This window comes from Beggiatoa alba B18LD (assembly GCF_000245015.1).
In the GTDB taxonomy this organism is placed as follows: Bacteria; Pseudomonadota; Gammaproteobacteria; order Beggiatoales; family Beggiatoaceae; genus Beggiatoa; species Beggiatoa alba.
Genome location: NZ_JH600070.1, coordinates 2,318,886 through 2,334,041 on the forward strand (window position 1 = coordinate 2,318,886; position 15,156 = coordinate 2,334,041).

A 15,156-nucleotide genomic window follows, 5' to 3' on the forward strand; every position below is an offset into this window, starting at 1 on the left:
GCATTAATTTCTTGGTTTAAGGGGTTTAAATTCTGTTAATTCTGAAAATTCTGATTCAGACAAGCTATTGTCTTTTTAAAAGAATCTCGCCGTACTCGCGTTATTAGGTCTTTAATGTTTATATAGCAAACGTATTATAAAACAACATGGAGGACTGGCAGTCCTCCGCATCGCTTTGTAGTGCATTTACTATAATCGTTCAATTTCCTCGCGTGTTAATCCCGTCGCAACCATAATGAGTTCAAGAGGAGCATTGCTTTGCTTTAGTGCGATTGCGACTTTTATTCTTTCTTGTGCAATTTTCATTCTTTCTTGCTCAATCCCTTTTTTAACACCTTGTTCAATTCCAATCTCAATGCCCTTCTCCATCCCTATCTCAATTCCTTCCTGTTTAGCGGTATCAAGCACATTGATGAAATCGCGGTAGTATTTCAAACTTAATTCATACGCATGACGGTCTTCATAACTCATATTCGCTAATTTCGCTAACGCAAAAGCGTCTTCGATAATATCCCCTTGAAATTCTCTCGGCATATCGTCAAATGTCACTAATTCACGCAGAAAATATAACCACCATTCCAGATGGTTCGCTAATTCGGATTCTTGTTTTTTAAACTTCGCCATTTCTATGTAAATGAAGTTCAATTTCTTAAACATCACTTCTTTACTGTAAATATCGGTTATTTGTCCGAAATGTAAGTAATGGTCATCGGGAAAGCTGGCTAAGGAGAAGTCTAAAATCCCAATGAAATAAATCGGGGTTAATTCAAAATCCCATTTGCCTTTTTTGGCTTGGTCTTGAATTAAGAAACTGGCGTAATAGGTAGCGCGGTCTTGAAAGTGTTCTTGTTTCGCACGTTGTAATTCGACAATGAATTCCTGATTTTTTTCATCCCGACAATAAATATCAAAGATGGCACGTCGGTCTTCTTCTAACATGCCGAGTTTTTCGATATTTTTAAATTCTAAGCTGACAATTTTATGTTTGATGGGGAGTAAATCATTGAGGAAGCTGATGAGTAGGGGTTTACTTTCTTCACTGCCGAAGATTTTTTTAAAGCCAAAATCGGTGAAGGGGTTGATGAATGTGCCTAGGGATTTGTCGGTCATGTTGATGTTTCCTCATGCTTGGGAAGATATAGTAAACGTATCATAAAATTATTTAAATTTAGGATTGGCAGTCTTTCGCATCGTTTTATAGGGCGTTTACTATATATTGCACTTATAAAAACTCAAATCGATAACCTTCCATCACGCTATTACCTTCAATCACATACGACATATCGATTAAATCAAAACGAACATGCACAATTGCACCCGCTTGCATTTCCTCTTTAATATCGACATTTAAATACTCTTTTGGTGTAAAACGTCGTTGCGCAATCGCTTTGCCATGACGGTCTTCAAACGTCAGTTCCAAAATAGGATAAGGCTGTGGAAAAGGGGCATCATTCACAAACGTTGCGTTGACTTGCAACATATCAGGCGATTCTGGATGAATCTGCACAATCCGCTCCTGCATATGAATGGCATCTAAATTGCGCGTTTCAGGTAACTGACAACCTGCTAACTCACAACCTTGAACCAAAACAGGACGTAATTGTGCATTTTGCAAAAACACCTCAGGATACATAAACCATGTGTACTGTAAGCCTAAAAGACCGATTAAAAACACACTGATGATTGACCACACAATCACTGTACCTAAACGGCTTTTTTTACTATTTTTAACTACATCCGCAATATCTTCATCCGTTAAATCATCCTCAGTTAATGTCGCTGTCTGATGAACACTCGCAGCGGTTGCTGTTTTCTTTTTATTCTCTTTAGGCACTTCTTTAATTAAATTTTTAGAAGCATCAAAAACATGCTGGCAGTTAGCACATTTCACATGTCCTTGAGCAACATTTAAATGTGCGGTATTAACGCGGAAAATAGTTTGACAATGCGGACACTGTGCGTACATGGCTACTCTCAACTCGTTAGAAAATAAAATATAGTGTAAAGCAGATACAACATGAGATAAATCCTACGTATCTGAAAACCATTCAAAGACAACTTACCCACGTTTATATCCGACAACCCTAACCCAGCCCTCTTTTTCAGTCACGCTTAACTGTTCAAAATAAGTCGCGTAAGCCGTCACAACCATATCCGCTTGTGTTTGTAAAATGCCTGATAACACAATGGGCGCACCCGCAGGCAAATACTCAGCAAAGGTTTTTGCTAAACTGATTAAAGGATTTGCCAAAATATTGGCTAATAAAACATCGGCTTGTGGCAATGTAAATGCTTCAGGTAAAGCCGTATAAATCATTGCAGAAACCCCATTTTTCTCAGCATTATCCCGAGTTGCTAACAATGCCTGTGGGTCTATATCCACCGCCCAATTTTCTGTCGAGCCTAATTTTGCTGCTGCAATTGCCAAAATGCCTGAACCGCATCCGTAATCAATCACCCGTTTTCCTGCGAAATTGGTCTGAGCATCTAACCACTCTAAACATAACGCAGTTGTTGGATGCGTCCCTGTTCCAAATGCTAACCCTGGATCAAGCAAAATATTAACGGCATCAGGCTCTGGGGGAGATGTCCAACTTGGACAAATCCATAAACGCTCACCAAAACGCATAGGATGAAAATCACTCATCCAAACCCGTGTCCATTCCTGATCGGCTAAACGCTGTAATTCATAGCTTAATGGCACATCGGCAGATAAAACCGCATGAAAGTGCAATAATAAACTTTCAGGGTCCGTATCTTCTTCAAATAACGCAAGAATTCGCGTGTTCTGCCAAATAGGTGTTGTATTTAAAGGGGGTTCATACACAGGCTGATCCGCAGCATCTTGCCAAGTGACCGATAAAGCCCCTAACTCCGTTAAACTGTCAGAAATCTCATCAACGTGTTCTGCATCTGTATTTACGACTAATTGTAACCAAGACATTGTTTTATTTCGTATAAAGTCAAAAGAAAAAGAAACGGCATATAAACTGCAAAATTAAAAAATAGTCATCAAAGCAGACAAAAAATTACAGTTTTATTAAGCCCCATATTTTGGCGAATTCTATTGATTCATGAAAGAGTTATATTGCATTGCAATATTGAAACTTAGAAATCACTTTAAGAAGTATATTTTATCTTATTAAAATAAATGAACTTTTTAAAATAAAAAAATCAAATACAAGGCTTAACATTTTGACTGCTTATAGTGTATGCTTAGGGAAGCCTAATATTATCAATAAACAAGACCAGTTTATTTAATCTGGCTTTACATTGTAATCATAATAACTTGTTTTTAAAGTGGATAAATAAATGACACGCATACGAAAGAAAAAAGTTATTGCTCGTCGTCGTCCTACCACTTTCACCCCCCAAAATCGTAGTTTTCGCTTTCGCTGGCGTTGGTTAATGCTGATTCTCGTATTTATTCCAACCGCGATTTATGTCAGTTGGCTGGATGTGAAAGTACGAGAAGATTTTGACGGGCATAGTTGGGCATTACCCGCACGTGTTTATGCAAGTCCTGTTGAAATTTATGCAGGAATGACATTAAACCCTGACAGTTTAATTAATGAACTCAAAGCGATTGGCTATGTAGAATCAGCCGCGCTGAATGAATCAGCTCAGTTTTATCGGGCGGGTACGGATATTAGCATTATGACACGTGCTTTCCAATTTTGGGATGCGAATGAACCCGCGCAAAAAATGCGAATTCGTTTCTTAAAAGATAATAAAGTGGAATGGATTCGCGATGAATCTACGAAGAAAAGTATCGCATTAGCTCGATTAGAGCCGAAGATGATCGGCAAGATTTATCCAACACACAATGAAGACCGTATTTTAGTCAAATATGATGAATTACCGCCTTTATTAGTAAAAGGGTTAGTGGCAGTTGAAGACAGAACTTTCTTTGAACACAATGGTTTAAGTCCACGTGGGATTTTACGGGCAATGGTTGCTAACCTGCGAGCAGGTGATTGGGTACAAGGCGGTAGTACCATCACACAACAGTTGGTTAAAAACTTATATTTAAACGCTGACCGCACCATAGACCGTAAAGTCAATGAAGCTGTTATGGCGTTATTATTAGAATGGCACTACAGCAAATCGCAGATTTTAGAAGCGTATATTAATGAAGTCTATCTCGGACAAGATGGAAATCGCTCCATTCATGGAATGGGTGTTGCCTCCTCTTTTTACTTCAATAAGTCTATTGAACAGCTCAAATTACCTGATATTGCGCTATTAATCAGCCTTGTGCGTGCTGCCTCGCTTTATAACCCGCGTAAACACCCAGACCGTGCCATTGCGCGACGGAATTTAGTGCTGGATTTAATGGCTGAACGGGGTGTTATTTCTGAAGCGGATGCAAAACAGGCAAAAGAAGCCCCTTTAAATATTACAGAAGAAGCAAAAGGCACTGTATTCCCCTATCCTGCCTTTTTAGAATTAGTGCGCCGTCAATTACGTGAAGATTATCGTGAAGAAGATTTGCGTAATGAAGGACTACAAGTTTTTACCACGCTAGACCCATTTATCCAAAATCTGGCAGAAAAAGCCATGATTGACGGTATTAAAAAACTGGCAAAAACCAATCGTCGTTTTAATGAATTAGAAGGCGCGATGGTTGTTACCAGTAGCGAAGGTGGCGAAGTATTGGCTTTAATCAATGGCAAAAATCCCACTTTTGAAGGCTTTAATCGTCCTTTAGATGCCCGTCGACAAATTGGCTCTTTAATCAAAGTCGCCGTTTACTTAACCGCGTTAGAAAATACTCGAGCATATTCTTTAACCAGCATGTTAAACGATACCGCTTATGAATGGCGTGACCGTAAAACGGGACAAGTTTGGACACCAAAAAATTATGATTTTCGCGCACGGGGGCGCGTCCCCTTACATTTTGCGCTGGCAAACTCGCTGAACTTAGCAACCGTGCATTTAGGCATGGAGTTAGGATTAGAAAAAATCCGTAATACCTTACGACGAATGGGTGTAGAACGCGACTTTACGATTTATCCCTCTATGTTATTGGGTAGCGTTGCCTTGACACCATTAGAAGTAACCCAAATGTATCAAAGCCTTGCTAGCGGTGGCTTTCGTGTGCCCTTGCGTTCCATTCGTAATGTATTAACCCATGACGGCAAACCTTTACAACGTTATGCCCTATCCGTTGAACAACGCTTTGATTCTGCCCCTGTCTTTTTATTAAATTACGCTTTACAAAATGCTGTTCGTGAAGGGACAGGGCGACAAGTGGCAAAAGTGTTACCAAAAGAGTTAATTATCTCAGGGAAAACAGGGACAACAAACGAATTACGTGATAGTTGGTTTGTCGGCTTTGACAGCGAATTATTAACCGTCACGTGGATAGGACGTGATGATAATAAACCAATGGGTTTAAGCGGCTCTACGGGTGCAATGCGGATTTGGAGTGAATTTATTCAATCAGCAAATACCCGTTCTTCCGCACCGATTACACCGAATCATGTCGAATGGCGTTGGGTGGATGCGGCTGGTAACTGGAGCAGTCGAGGCGCGTCAGGCGCGATTCTAGTGCCCTTTGTGACTAATCATAATGACAGTAATCGTTTAGCAAATAACAATCCTGTTTTTAATCCTAACCTGTTAAATAACGCAGAAACAAATACAGCAAATGGTGGAACGATAAAAACAGGCAATACAAATGAGACTGAAGCAGTGAACACCCGTTCACCATAATCTCAAAAAATAAGGACTGGCAGTCCTTGAAGGACTGCCAGTCCTTTATTTTTAATCCTATTCATCAATCTAAGTTTGACTACCCGCCAAACTCAAATTATTTAGCAACAGGTTTAAAAATCTCCGCTAAAAAATTATCCATCATCTGATAAGCACGTATTGCCACTTTTTCATTATAACGCGCTCCCTCACTATTCGCGTCAGGGTCAGTAAATGAATGCACTGCACCGCCAAAGCTCACTAATTGCCAATCAACATTGGCATCACGCATTTCTTTACTAAATGTTGCCACTTGTTCTTCAGGCACATAAGGGTCATTTGCGCCATGCAACACTAAGACTTTTGCCTTAATTTGTTTCGCATCCGCAAGATTTGGCGTATCTAAATTGCCATGGAATGAAACAACCCCCGCAACATCTGCCCCACTACGAGCGAGTTCTAAGACCGTCCCGCCACCAAAGCAGTAACCAACGGCGGCTAATTGACTGACATCCACAGGCACTGTTTGCGCTTGGGCTTTTAACTCATCGAGTGCTTTATTAATCCGCGTGCGCATCATGGCTCTATCGCTTCGTACCGTTTTAGCGGCGGCACTGGCTTCATCCGTATTTTTGGGGCGAATATTAACCCCATACATATCGGTCATGAAAACCACATAACCCCGTTCAGCAATCTTCTTCGCATCTGCTAATGCTGCATCGGTAATACCTAACCAATTGGGAACCATAATAATAGCAGGGCGTTTTTGCGTATTACTTGCATCATAAACCAACGTACTGGCAAATTGCTGATTGTCGATACTGTATTCCACAATTTTAGTCTGCAACGCCGCCATTGCCGTTTGCATGAAATAAAAAGGCACTATGAATAAAGCTAAAAATAATTTAATTTTCATAAAACAAACTCCTTTATGGAAGAAAAACCGCTGTTGAGAAATCAAGTAAGGCTGACTAAAAATAGGCTTATTACAATTCAAGGTTTTTTTTCGTTAAGATGTCCCTATAATTTTTCTTTTCTTAACACAAGGTATTTACGTATGTATCAGAAAATAGCTTTTCTCTTATTCTGCTTGCCATGGTTCGCACAGGCAGAAACAACACAATATCAGGTAGATAAAAAAGTGGATGGCTTAATCTATCTGAATGCTAAACAAGAAACCCAGATTAAAACTAATGCATTTTCTTTCACCCTGCCACAAGGTTGGAGCACTGAAGTCGCACGATATAATTTAGCTGAATATATCGATATTTATAACAACACCAATTTAGAAGACCATCCCCGTGTTGTGTTAATAGAAACACCAGACCCCAAAAAAACTTTAAAAGAGCGGGAAGAAAGTTGTCGGACAGAATTTACACGTAACAACACCTTAACAGCTGATAAAGTTGAGTATGAAAAATTCGCTAATGGGCAAGAATGGCTAGTTTGTGAATATCATGCATTCGATCGCCGCATCGTCTTAGCCGATACCATTATAGATAAAGTGCAATACTCGATTGCTTTAAATATTGCTTTGACAGAATGGGAAGGTTTAAAAACACAAGTGTTAAACCTCATGCATACAACCACTGTACACAACACCCCAACTGAAGAAAAAACGCTAACCACATTAGCGGGTAAACCCATTATTGGTGCTTGGCAGATTCAACACAATACTAATCCTGTCTGCTCTGAAACAGTCGTTTTCTCTGCGGATAGAACCTTTACCTCAACATCCACCTCAGGGCAAATCATGAGCGGAAAATACCGTTACATAGAGTCTGTTGGTGGCAAAAATCGGATTAAAATTGTCGGTTTTATTTCTGGGGATAATGGCTTGCCTGATTGTTTCGGAACGATAAACCAAGTCAAAGGAAAAGACTTAGCCATATCGTTAGCATTGAATCCCGATTATAAATCCTTTGTATTGACCGATGGGATTGAAGGCAACGCAAAAGACCTGAAATATACCCAACTGGGTCAATAACAGAAATTCGTTGTTATTTTAACGGTGATATAACAAGGTATATCACCGTTACTATTTAACAAACGAGTGGCATGAACTGCAACAAGTTAGATAACAATATGTTCCCTCTGATACCTGCTCAAACGCCTGTACTTGTGACGGGTGCAAGCAATCAAATTGGTCATTTTTTACTGCCCCATTTACAACAAGCAGGATGGCAAGTAACGGCTATCAGTCGTCAAGCAACAACACGCCCAGATTGGCAACAATTAGATTTACAAACGGCGGAATTGTCTATTTATCAACCTACTGTCCTAATTCACATTGCCCCATTAAGTTTATTACCAGTTTTACTTGAAAAATTACCCAATAACGCGCCTTTGCAACGCTTAATTACCTTTAGCTCTACCAGTCGCTTTACAAAAATCAATTCTAATAATTTCAAAGAACAACAAATTGTTACCCAATTAACACAAGCAGAACAGGCAATTATTAATATTTGTCTCGCCCGTCAAATTCCCTACACGATTTTTCGCCCTACCTTAGTGTATGGCTGTGGTTTAGATAAAAATATTTCTTTTATCGCACGATTTATCCAACGTTTTGGCTTTTTTCCACTCATCGGCTCAGGCGTAGGACTACGACAACCTGTTCATGCAGATGACTTAGCCCTTGCCTGCTTACAAGTCTTAAATAATCCAACAACCTTTAATAAAAGTTACAACTTAAGTGGTGGAGAAACCTTAAGTTATCGCGCTATGGTTGAACATGTTTTCACAACACTTGGGAAAAAACCGCGTATTCTGGTCATTCCCGAACAAATTTTTTACAGACTAGCGAATTTATTACGTATTTTCCCCATGTTTCGCCATGTATCAGGCGAGATGGTGAGTCGGATGAAAACAGATTTATGTTTTGCTTCTACTGATGCCGTGCAAGATTTTGCCTATACACCGAGAGCATTTACTCAAAGCACATTAGGCATTCTGTCACAAAAATAAAAGGATTTTTCCCCGTTGAAGCCCTATACATTAGACGCTATTTATATAGAAATTACGCGATAAAACGAATTATTGTAAACCATTAAGAGTTATACCACTCATGCAAACCCCTCCCCCTATTTCTGAACGCTCGCTCATTGCCATTGTTTTTGCTATTCAATTTGTCAACATTGTCGATTTCATGATGGTCATGCCTTTAGGAGCTGATTTTGCTCGTAGCTTAGGCATTGATGCGGCACATATTGGCATTATTGGTGGTAGTTATACCATTGGTGCGGCAGTTTCTGCGATTATCAGCGCATTCTTTCTTGACCGTTATGACCGCCGTACCGCTGTTTTTTACGCAATGGCTGGGCTTATTGTTGCAACGGCTGCTTGTACATTAGCAACAAATCTTGTTGAACTGGTAACGATTCGAGTCATTACAGGGATTTTTGCAGGACCTTTAACCTCTTTAGTCATTGCCATGATTATCGATGTTGTCCCCGCAGAACGACGCGGGCAAGCCATGGGGATGGTCATTAGTGCTTTTTCCATCGCGGCAGTATTGGGCGTGCCGATAGGTTTGGAATTAGCCCACTTAGGTGGTTGGCAAATTCCCTTTTTTGTCATCTCTATTTTAAGTTTATGCGTGGCGATTGCTACCTTATGGATTCTCCCGCCCATGCGTAACCATTTAATTGGGATACAAGCCAATGCTAAAACCAATTTATTCCGTTTTTTTACCCATACCAATGCATTACTTGCTTATTCGCTAACAGGCTTATCGATGCTCGGTGGTTTTCTCATCATTCCTAATATCTCCGCCTATGTGCAGTTTAATTTGCATTATCCGCGTGAAGAACTAAGTTTGCTGTATTTAGCAGGCGGAACAGTGAGTTTTATTGCCATGCAATTGGCTGGGCGTTGTGCTGACCGTTTTGGTAGTTTTATCGTTGCGTTTTGGGCGAGTATTTTATTAACGCTAGTTATGATAGTAGGATTTACTTTAGAAAATATACTATTACCTGTCATTGTGATTTTTGCTGGCTTTATGCTGGCGATGTCTTTGCGCAGTGTGGCAATTGCGACTGTCATTGCAAGAGTACCAAATAGTACGGAACGGGCTGGATTTATGGCGGTCAATGCGGCTGTGCAACACTTAGCCAGTGCAATGGGGGGAATGCTGTCGGCAATGATGTTGCAATCACAAGCAACAACAGGGGCTTTAATTGGCATGTGGCAAGTGAGCTTGTTATCTATTCTAACAACCTTGTGCTTACCTGTTTTATTCTGGATTTTAGAAAATCGCTTAGATAATCAATCTGAATCAAGTCCCCGTGACGAGTTGTTATTAAACGAAGGTTAAACCGCCATTCTACAAAACAAAAACCTGCTAGGTTTTGAAAACCTAGTAGGTCTGTCGGAACATGCGAAAAGGTTTGAAGGATTGACGGAGGTTACTCTCTTGTTTTTTTTATCAAGATTTAACAGACAAACTGTTGTCTTTCTAAAAGAAACTCGCCGAACTTAGGTTAATTAACCATTTTGAGTGTCTATTCACGGGGCGGTGCAAGCAGAGAGGGAATGATATAATTAAACTAATAATTTTACAGAAGACTGAAGAAATCATGTTTGAAAAAGAATTTGAAAGTTTGTTGAAATCACTGACTGAGTTGCGTGAGTCTCAGCGTCAGACTGATGCGCAGATGAAACAAACTGATGAACGCCTTGACCGTTTATGTAAGCAAGTTGGTGGCATCTCTAATAATAACGGAGATGTTGCGGAGGAATTTTTCTGGAATGCACTGAAAGATAAAAAAGAACTGAATGGCATCAAACTAGACTATTCAGACAAAAATGTTCATCGTAGAAAGGGAAATACAGAAGATGAATTTGATATTCTGCTCTGGAACGGAAGTGCGGTGATTATTGTTGAGACAAAATATAAAGTTCACCCTAATCATTTATCGGCTTTGAAAGAGAAAAAAATCCCCAATTTCCGAAAGTTATTCCCCGACAAGAACGACCATAAAATATATGCAGCAATTGCGGGTTTTAGCATACCAGATGAGTTAGTGGATGAAGCAAAAGAATCTGGATTTTTTGTATTCAAGCAATCTGGTGATAATTTGCTGATTGAAAATGCGGATAATATTCAGGCTTTTTAGCTGACTATCCCTCACTCGCAAGGCTGAGGGAATGAAATGATATAATTAAACTAATCATTTTACAAAAGACTGAAGAAATCATGTTTGAAAAAGAATTTGAAAGTTTGTTGAAATCACTGACTGAGTTGCGAGAATCAACTACTGAACTGAGAGAGTCAAATAAAGAGTTGCGTGAGTCTCAGCGTCAGACTGATGCGCAGATGAAACAAACAGATGAACGTCTTGACCGTTTATGTAAACAAGTTGGTGGCATCTCTAATAATAACGGAGATGTTGCGGAGGAATTTTTCTGGAATGCGTTGAAAGATAAAAAAGAACTGAATGGCATCAAACTAGACTATTCAGACAAAAATGTTCATCGTAGAAAGGGAAATACAGAAGATGAATTTGATATTCTGCTCTGGAACGGAAGTGCGGTGATTATTGTTGAGACAAAATACAAAGTTCACCCAAATCATTTATCGGCTTTGAAAGAGAAAAAAATCCCCAATTTCCGAAAGTTATTCCCAGACAAGAACGACCATAAAATATATGCCGCGATTGCAGGTTTTAGCATACCTGATGAGTTAGTGGATGAAGCAAAAGAATCTGGATTTTTTGTATTCAAGCAATCTGGTGATAATTTGCTGATTGAAAATGCGGATAATATTCAGGCTTTTTAGTAGCACATCCAAGCTACTCAATATAGCTAACGGGCTATAAAACGATGCGAATGACTGTTCGTCCTAAATTCAACCAGAATTCTGCAATATTTTTAGATTAAACAGTAGGTTCAGGTGTCAAATCGCTGAAGTGATTGCACTCTGCCTTAATCTATATTGCTTGGAATCTTAAGGCTTTTGTCTGAATCAGAATTCACAGAATTTTCAGAATTAAAAAGCGTGATTCACCTTAATTTTTTGGTTTAAGGGTTTAAATTCTGTTAATTCTGAAAATCCTGATACAGACAAATGCTTGTCTTTTAAAAAAAATCTCGCCGAACTCAGGTTATTAAGATAATACTTATCCCGTTTAGGGAGCAATCGCAAATTGCGCTGCCCATTCGTCAACACGCAACACACGGCTAAAACGACTTGCTTGTACAATTAAAATAGCTTTATGTAATTCTTCTGCGCTGATAGTGCCCGCTTGGTTGCTAAAGCCTAAAGTTGCTGTTGCATCAGCTAAAAACTCTACATTAAATCCTAAATGAAAGGCGTATCTTGCTGTGGTATCGCAACACATTTGCGTCATATAACCACTAATAACAACAGTATCAATCTGTTGATTGCGTAAATAATGTTCTAATTCAGTACCTGTAAATGAACTAGGCAGTTTTTTCTCAATATAAAAATCAGCGGGTAGATGTGCAATGCTTTCATGTAACGCCCAGCCATGTGTACCCTTTTGAAAAACAGGGGCAACTTGGTCTATGGTGTGTTGAATCACGATGACAGGGATTTTTGCCTGTCTCGCAATGTCAATGGCTTGTAATACGCGCTCTTGTGCTTGTGGGGGATAAGTGACGGGCATTTGTCCCGTAAAATACTCATTTTGCACATCAATGACTAATAAAGCACGTTTATGGCTGGTTTGCTCACGTGTGACATATTGCCCAATCACTTGTTGTGTGCTCATTACACTTGCTCCAGTATGAGATATTTTTTATGAAATCCATATTTTGCATAAAATGCTAAAACGCTTTCATTGCCTGCATAAACAGTAACGCGCTTTGTCTCTACCTTCAGATTATTCATCCAATCACTGGCTTGTTTTAAAAATGTTTCGCCCACTTTCAGATGTCGATAGGTTTGTTCAATAAAAATAGAGTCGATTTCGCCGATGCCTGCAGTCACAGTGCTGACGCAGTAACCAATATATTGATTAGCATATTTTGCTAGTTGTACTAATAATTGCCCCTGTTTCGCTTTGTTTAATAAGGCTTGTTGACGGGTAGGAAAAGTCAGCGTTGCGTAATAAGGCGCGAATGTTTCTGATTCGGCTAGGTGCAACTGATTAAGTTGTTGCCACAGAGGCTCTATCAGTGGTAAGCCTTCTATTCCCGTTTTTTCATAGTGAACAGGTTCAGGCAGTGGCTGTATTTTGGCTTTGAGCTTGGTTTGTTTCCGCTGGGCTTGGGTTAAGCCATCATAACCCCATGCTGTCGCGTCGATTTCGTGAATGATGATATAGGTTGCTTGGGGCAATTGTCCATTGAGTACTGTCTGCAACAGTTCGGCGGCAGCTTGTATCATCTGGGCTTTTTCCGCGTCTGTATTCGTTCCTTTGGTGATGTTGATTTGTAAATGTGCGCCAACATGCTGTAATTCGCCATGAATAAACCAGTGACTATTCGGCAATGGCTCTATGCTCAACGCGGTGAGTTGGGGGTCTTTATGTAAAATGTCCGCCATGAGTTGCGTGAGTGTGCGGGCGAGATGGGTGAGTTGTTCGGGTGTTAAGGAACTGGCGAGTTTTAATTGTAAGTAGGGCATGAGAAATCTCCTTGACTGATTGGTCAAGAAGATTGTAATGATTATTTGACCAGTTAGTCAAGTTTTAAAAGTAGCTTTTTTAATGTTTCGATACATTCAACGAATAATTTATCGTCATCGCTGAGTCTAGCGCGTTGAATAGAGCCGCTTAGGACAATCACGATAAATGTCGCTAGGCGTTTAGCGTCATTTTCATGCGTTGGTAATTCGCCAAGTGTTATTGCTTTACGCAAGACTTCTTCCACATTGGCTTCATGTCCTATGTAAACCTGTGTCAATGCAGTACGAAAATCTTCATCTAAGCCTGCCAGTTCTTGCACTAATTTACCCAATGGGCAGCCACGTTTTAAATCAAAATTGCTGGGCGTAGAGAGGAAATCAAAGAGGGTTTTTAAGGGCTGTTCTGCATGAGCAATATGGGCATAACGTTCGGCAAAGCGTCGCGCAATGCGTTCACGAATCACTGCCAGCGCAAGGTCTTTTTTAGAGGCGAAAAAGTGATAGAGCGAACCTTTTTGTACCCCTGCATTTTCTAACAACGTGTTTAATCCTGTCGCGTTATAACCATTGGTATAAAAGGTTTCAAAAGCAACATCGAGCAGTTTTTCACGGGTATGACAATTATTTTTCATTGATAGCTAAAAGATTTATTTAAATGGGTCATGTCTATGGGAAAGGTAAGACGGATACAACATCCGCCAAGTAAATCAGAATCGGTGATTTTAACGCTTCCATTATGTTTATCCATGCAAACTTTGACAGAAAGTAGTCCAAGCCCTGAGCCTTCCGTTTTTGTCGTGAAAAAGGGTTCAAATACTTTTTGTCGTAAATCTTGGGGAATGCCTCTGCCATTGTCATGAATTTCTAAAATCACAGCATCAGGCTGTAACGTCGTTTTGAGTACGATAATTCCATTCGCATGTTGAATTGCCTCTGCTGCATTAATAATCATATTAATCAACATTTGTTTAAATAAATGCGTTTCAATCATGATATTTGGTAATTGTGCGGATTCTAAACGAATAGCACATTTTTTCACGTGCTGATGATGTTGAGCAAGTTCTATAATCTCTTGAATAAACGCATTTAAATTTAAAAAACTAAAGGATTTTTCTAAAGCCTCTTGCTCAACATGTACCAATGTTCGCGACAGTTCTGTCAGTTCTGCTAGTCCTGTTTCAACAGTACGTAATAATTGGCGTTGTTTTTCTGAGAGTTCGTTTGTTTCTTGAAAAACTTCAATTGCGCCAGAGATGGAGAATAAGCAGTTATTCATATCATGGGCAACCGAGGCAGCAAAAATGCCAGCTGTTGCTTTACGTTCTGATTGAATTAATAGGCTTTGCTGGATAAAAATTTGGTTTTGATACTCATCTATCCTTTTTAGCATCATAATGAGGATAAGAAAAATTAATAAGGTGGTCAATATCACGAATATTGTCCCTTTCCACTGTTCTATCAACGTCAGTTGCTGAATAGAAAAAGCAAAACTAGCTGCAATTTCACTCGATAACCAGATATAGAGTAAACAGTAAAGTAGATAAAGACTTGCAAAAGAGATTGCATATAAATAGGGATTAAAACGCAAAGGCAATTTAACAAGTTTTGGGGATTTTGATATAAGCGGCGTTATCATTTTCTATCCTTATCGTAAAAAAACATTATTTTCTTTTATCCGATTCTATAACCTTATGTTACCGTCATCGTTTTGTAAAACTGAACACGCATAATCCTTATGACTTCAACAGGATTTGAGGTAATTGAAACACGTTGGTTCTCAGGTTATCGGATGCTATTTAACACTAAAAGGAATACAAATTGCGGTGTAAGCCATGAGTTGTAATTTCCTTGATTATAATGAAGTGTTT

General features: G+C 39.4%; 14 protein-coding genes. 6 read left to right on the top strand and 8 right to left on the bottom strand.

Features of this window, described 5'->3' with window-relative positions; all coding sequences use genetic code 11:
* Positions 1-189: 189 nt before the first annotated feature.
* The 3 genes from BEGALDRAFT_RS09495 to prmA all read right to left on the bottom strand — a co-directional run bounded on the left by BEGALDRAFT_RS09495 (position 190) and on the right by prmA (position 2,944).
* Complete coding sequence (locus BEGALDRAFT_RS09495; protein WP_002686051.1) at positions 190-1,110, bottom strand: Rpn family recombination-promoting nuclease/putative transposase; 921 nt, start codon at positions 1,108-1,110, stop codon at positions 190-192.
* Positions 1,111-1,222: 112 nt separating this feature from the next.
* Positions 1,223-1,966: a DUF3426 domain-containing protein gene (locus BEGALDRAFT_RS09500; RefSeq protein ID WP_002686052.1), complete on the bottom strand. Its 744-nt coding sequence runs from the start codon at positions 1,964-1,966 to the stop codon at positions 1,223-1,225.
* Between the two features lie 93 nt (positions 1,967-2,059).
* Entirely contained in the window at positions 2,060-2,944 is an 885-nt protein-coding gene (gene prmA, locus BEGALDRAFT_RS09505; RefSeq protein WP_002686053.1) for a 50S ribosomal protein L11 methyltransferase, read from the bottom strand.
* Between the two features lie 368 nt (positions 2,945-3,312).
* Between prmA and mrcB the strand changes: the two genes are divergently transcribed.
* Positions 3,313-5,718 carry a penicillin-binding protein 1B gene (gene mrcB / locus BEGALDRAFT_RS09510; protein ID WP_002686054.1) on the top strand — a complete coding sequence of 802 codons (2,406 nt, stop codon included), beginning with the start codon at positions 3,313-3,315 and terminating at the stop codon, positions 5,716-5,718.
* Positions 5,719-5,815: 97 nt separating this feature from the next.
* Here the strand turns inward: mrcB and BEGALDRAFT_RS09515 are convergent, their stop codons facing one another.
* Entirely contained in the window at positions 5,816-6,613 is a 798-nt protein-coding gene (locus tag BEGALDRAFT_RS09515) for a dienelactone hydrolase family protein (protein ID WP_002686055.1), read from the bottom strand.
* 141 nt (positions 6,614-6,754) lie between these two features.
* Here BEGALDRAFT_RS09515 and BEGALDRAFT_RS09520 point away from each other — a divergent pair, with 141 nt between their 5' ends.
* The 5 genes from BEGALDRAFT_RS09520 (at position 6,755) to BEGALDRAFT_RS09540 (ending at position 11,476) form a co-directional block, all read left to right on the top strand.
* Entirely contained in the window at positions 6,755-7,684 is a 930-nt protein-coding gene (locus tag BEGALDRAFT_RS09520; RefSeq protein WP_002686056.1) for a hypothetical protein, read from the top strand.
* A gap of 71 nt (positions 7,685-7,755) precedes the next feature.
* Entirely contained in the window at positions 7,756-8,664 is a 909-nt protein-coding gene (locus tag BEGALDRAFT_RS09525) for an NAD-dependent epimerase/dehydratase family protein (protein ID WP_002686057.1), read from the top strand.
* A gap of 100 nt (positions 8,665-8,764) precedes the next feature.
* Entirely contained in the window at positions 8,765-10,012 is a 1,248-nt protein-coding gene (locus tag BEGALDRAFT_RS09530; RefSeq protein WP_002686058.1) for an MFS transporter, read from the top strand.
* 262 nt (positions 10,013-10,274) lie between these two features.
* Positions 10,275-10,814, top strand: a complete 540-nt coding sequence (locus BEGALDRAFT_RS09535; RefSeq protein WP_002686059.1) for a hypothetical protein — start codon at positions 10,275-10,277, stop codon at positions 10,812-10,814.
* Positions 10,815-10,894: 80 nt separating this feature from the next.
* Entirely contained in the window at positions 10,895-11,476 is a 582-nt protein-coding gene (locus BEGALDRAFT_RS09540) for a hypothetical protein (protein WP_002686060.1), read from the top strand.
* A 349-nt stretch (positions 11,477-11,825) separates the two neighbouring features.
* On the opposite strand, the gene BEGALDRAFT_RS09545 is transcribed toward BEGALDRAFT_RS09540, so the two are convergent.
* From BEGALDRAFT_RS09545 to BEGALDRAFT_RS09565, 4 genes are read right to left on the bottom strand one after another with little or no spacing between them, the layout of a single operon-like run.
* A complete protein-coding gene (locus BEGALDRAFT_RS09545) occupies positions 11,826-12,431 on the bottom strand; it encodes a cysteine hydrolase family protein (RefSeq protein WP_002686061.1) in 606 nt (201 codons plus the stop codon).
* Positions 12,431-13,288, bottom strand: coding sequence for a GNAT family N-acetyltransferase (locus BEGALDRAFT_RS18200; protein ID WP_002686062.1), 858 nt, complete (start codon positions 13,286-13,288; stop codon positions 12,431-12,433). The genes BEGALDRAFT_RS09545 and BEGALDRAFT_RS18200 overlap by 1 nt, the downstream gene beginning before the upstream one ends.
* A gap of 53 nt (positions 13,289-13,341) precedes the next feature.
* The gene (locus BEGALDRAFT_RS09560; protein ID WP_002686063.1) at positions 13,342-13,920 is read right to left on the bottom strand and encodes a TetR/AcrR family transcriptional regulator; all 579 of its coding nucleotides are present in this window, start codon (positions 13,918-13,920) and stop codon (positions 13,342-13,344) included.
* Complete coding sequence (locus BEGALDRAFT_RS09565; protein WP_002686064.1) at positions 13,917-14,924, bottom strand: sensor histidine kinase; 1,008 nt, start codon at positions 14,922-14,924, stop codon at positions 13,917-13,919. The genes BEGALDRAFT_RS09560 and BEGALDRAFT_RS09565 overlap by 4 nt, the downstream gene beginning before the upstream one ends.
* Positions 14,925-15,156: the final 232 nt, after the last annotated feature.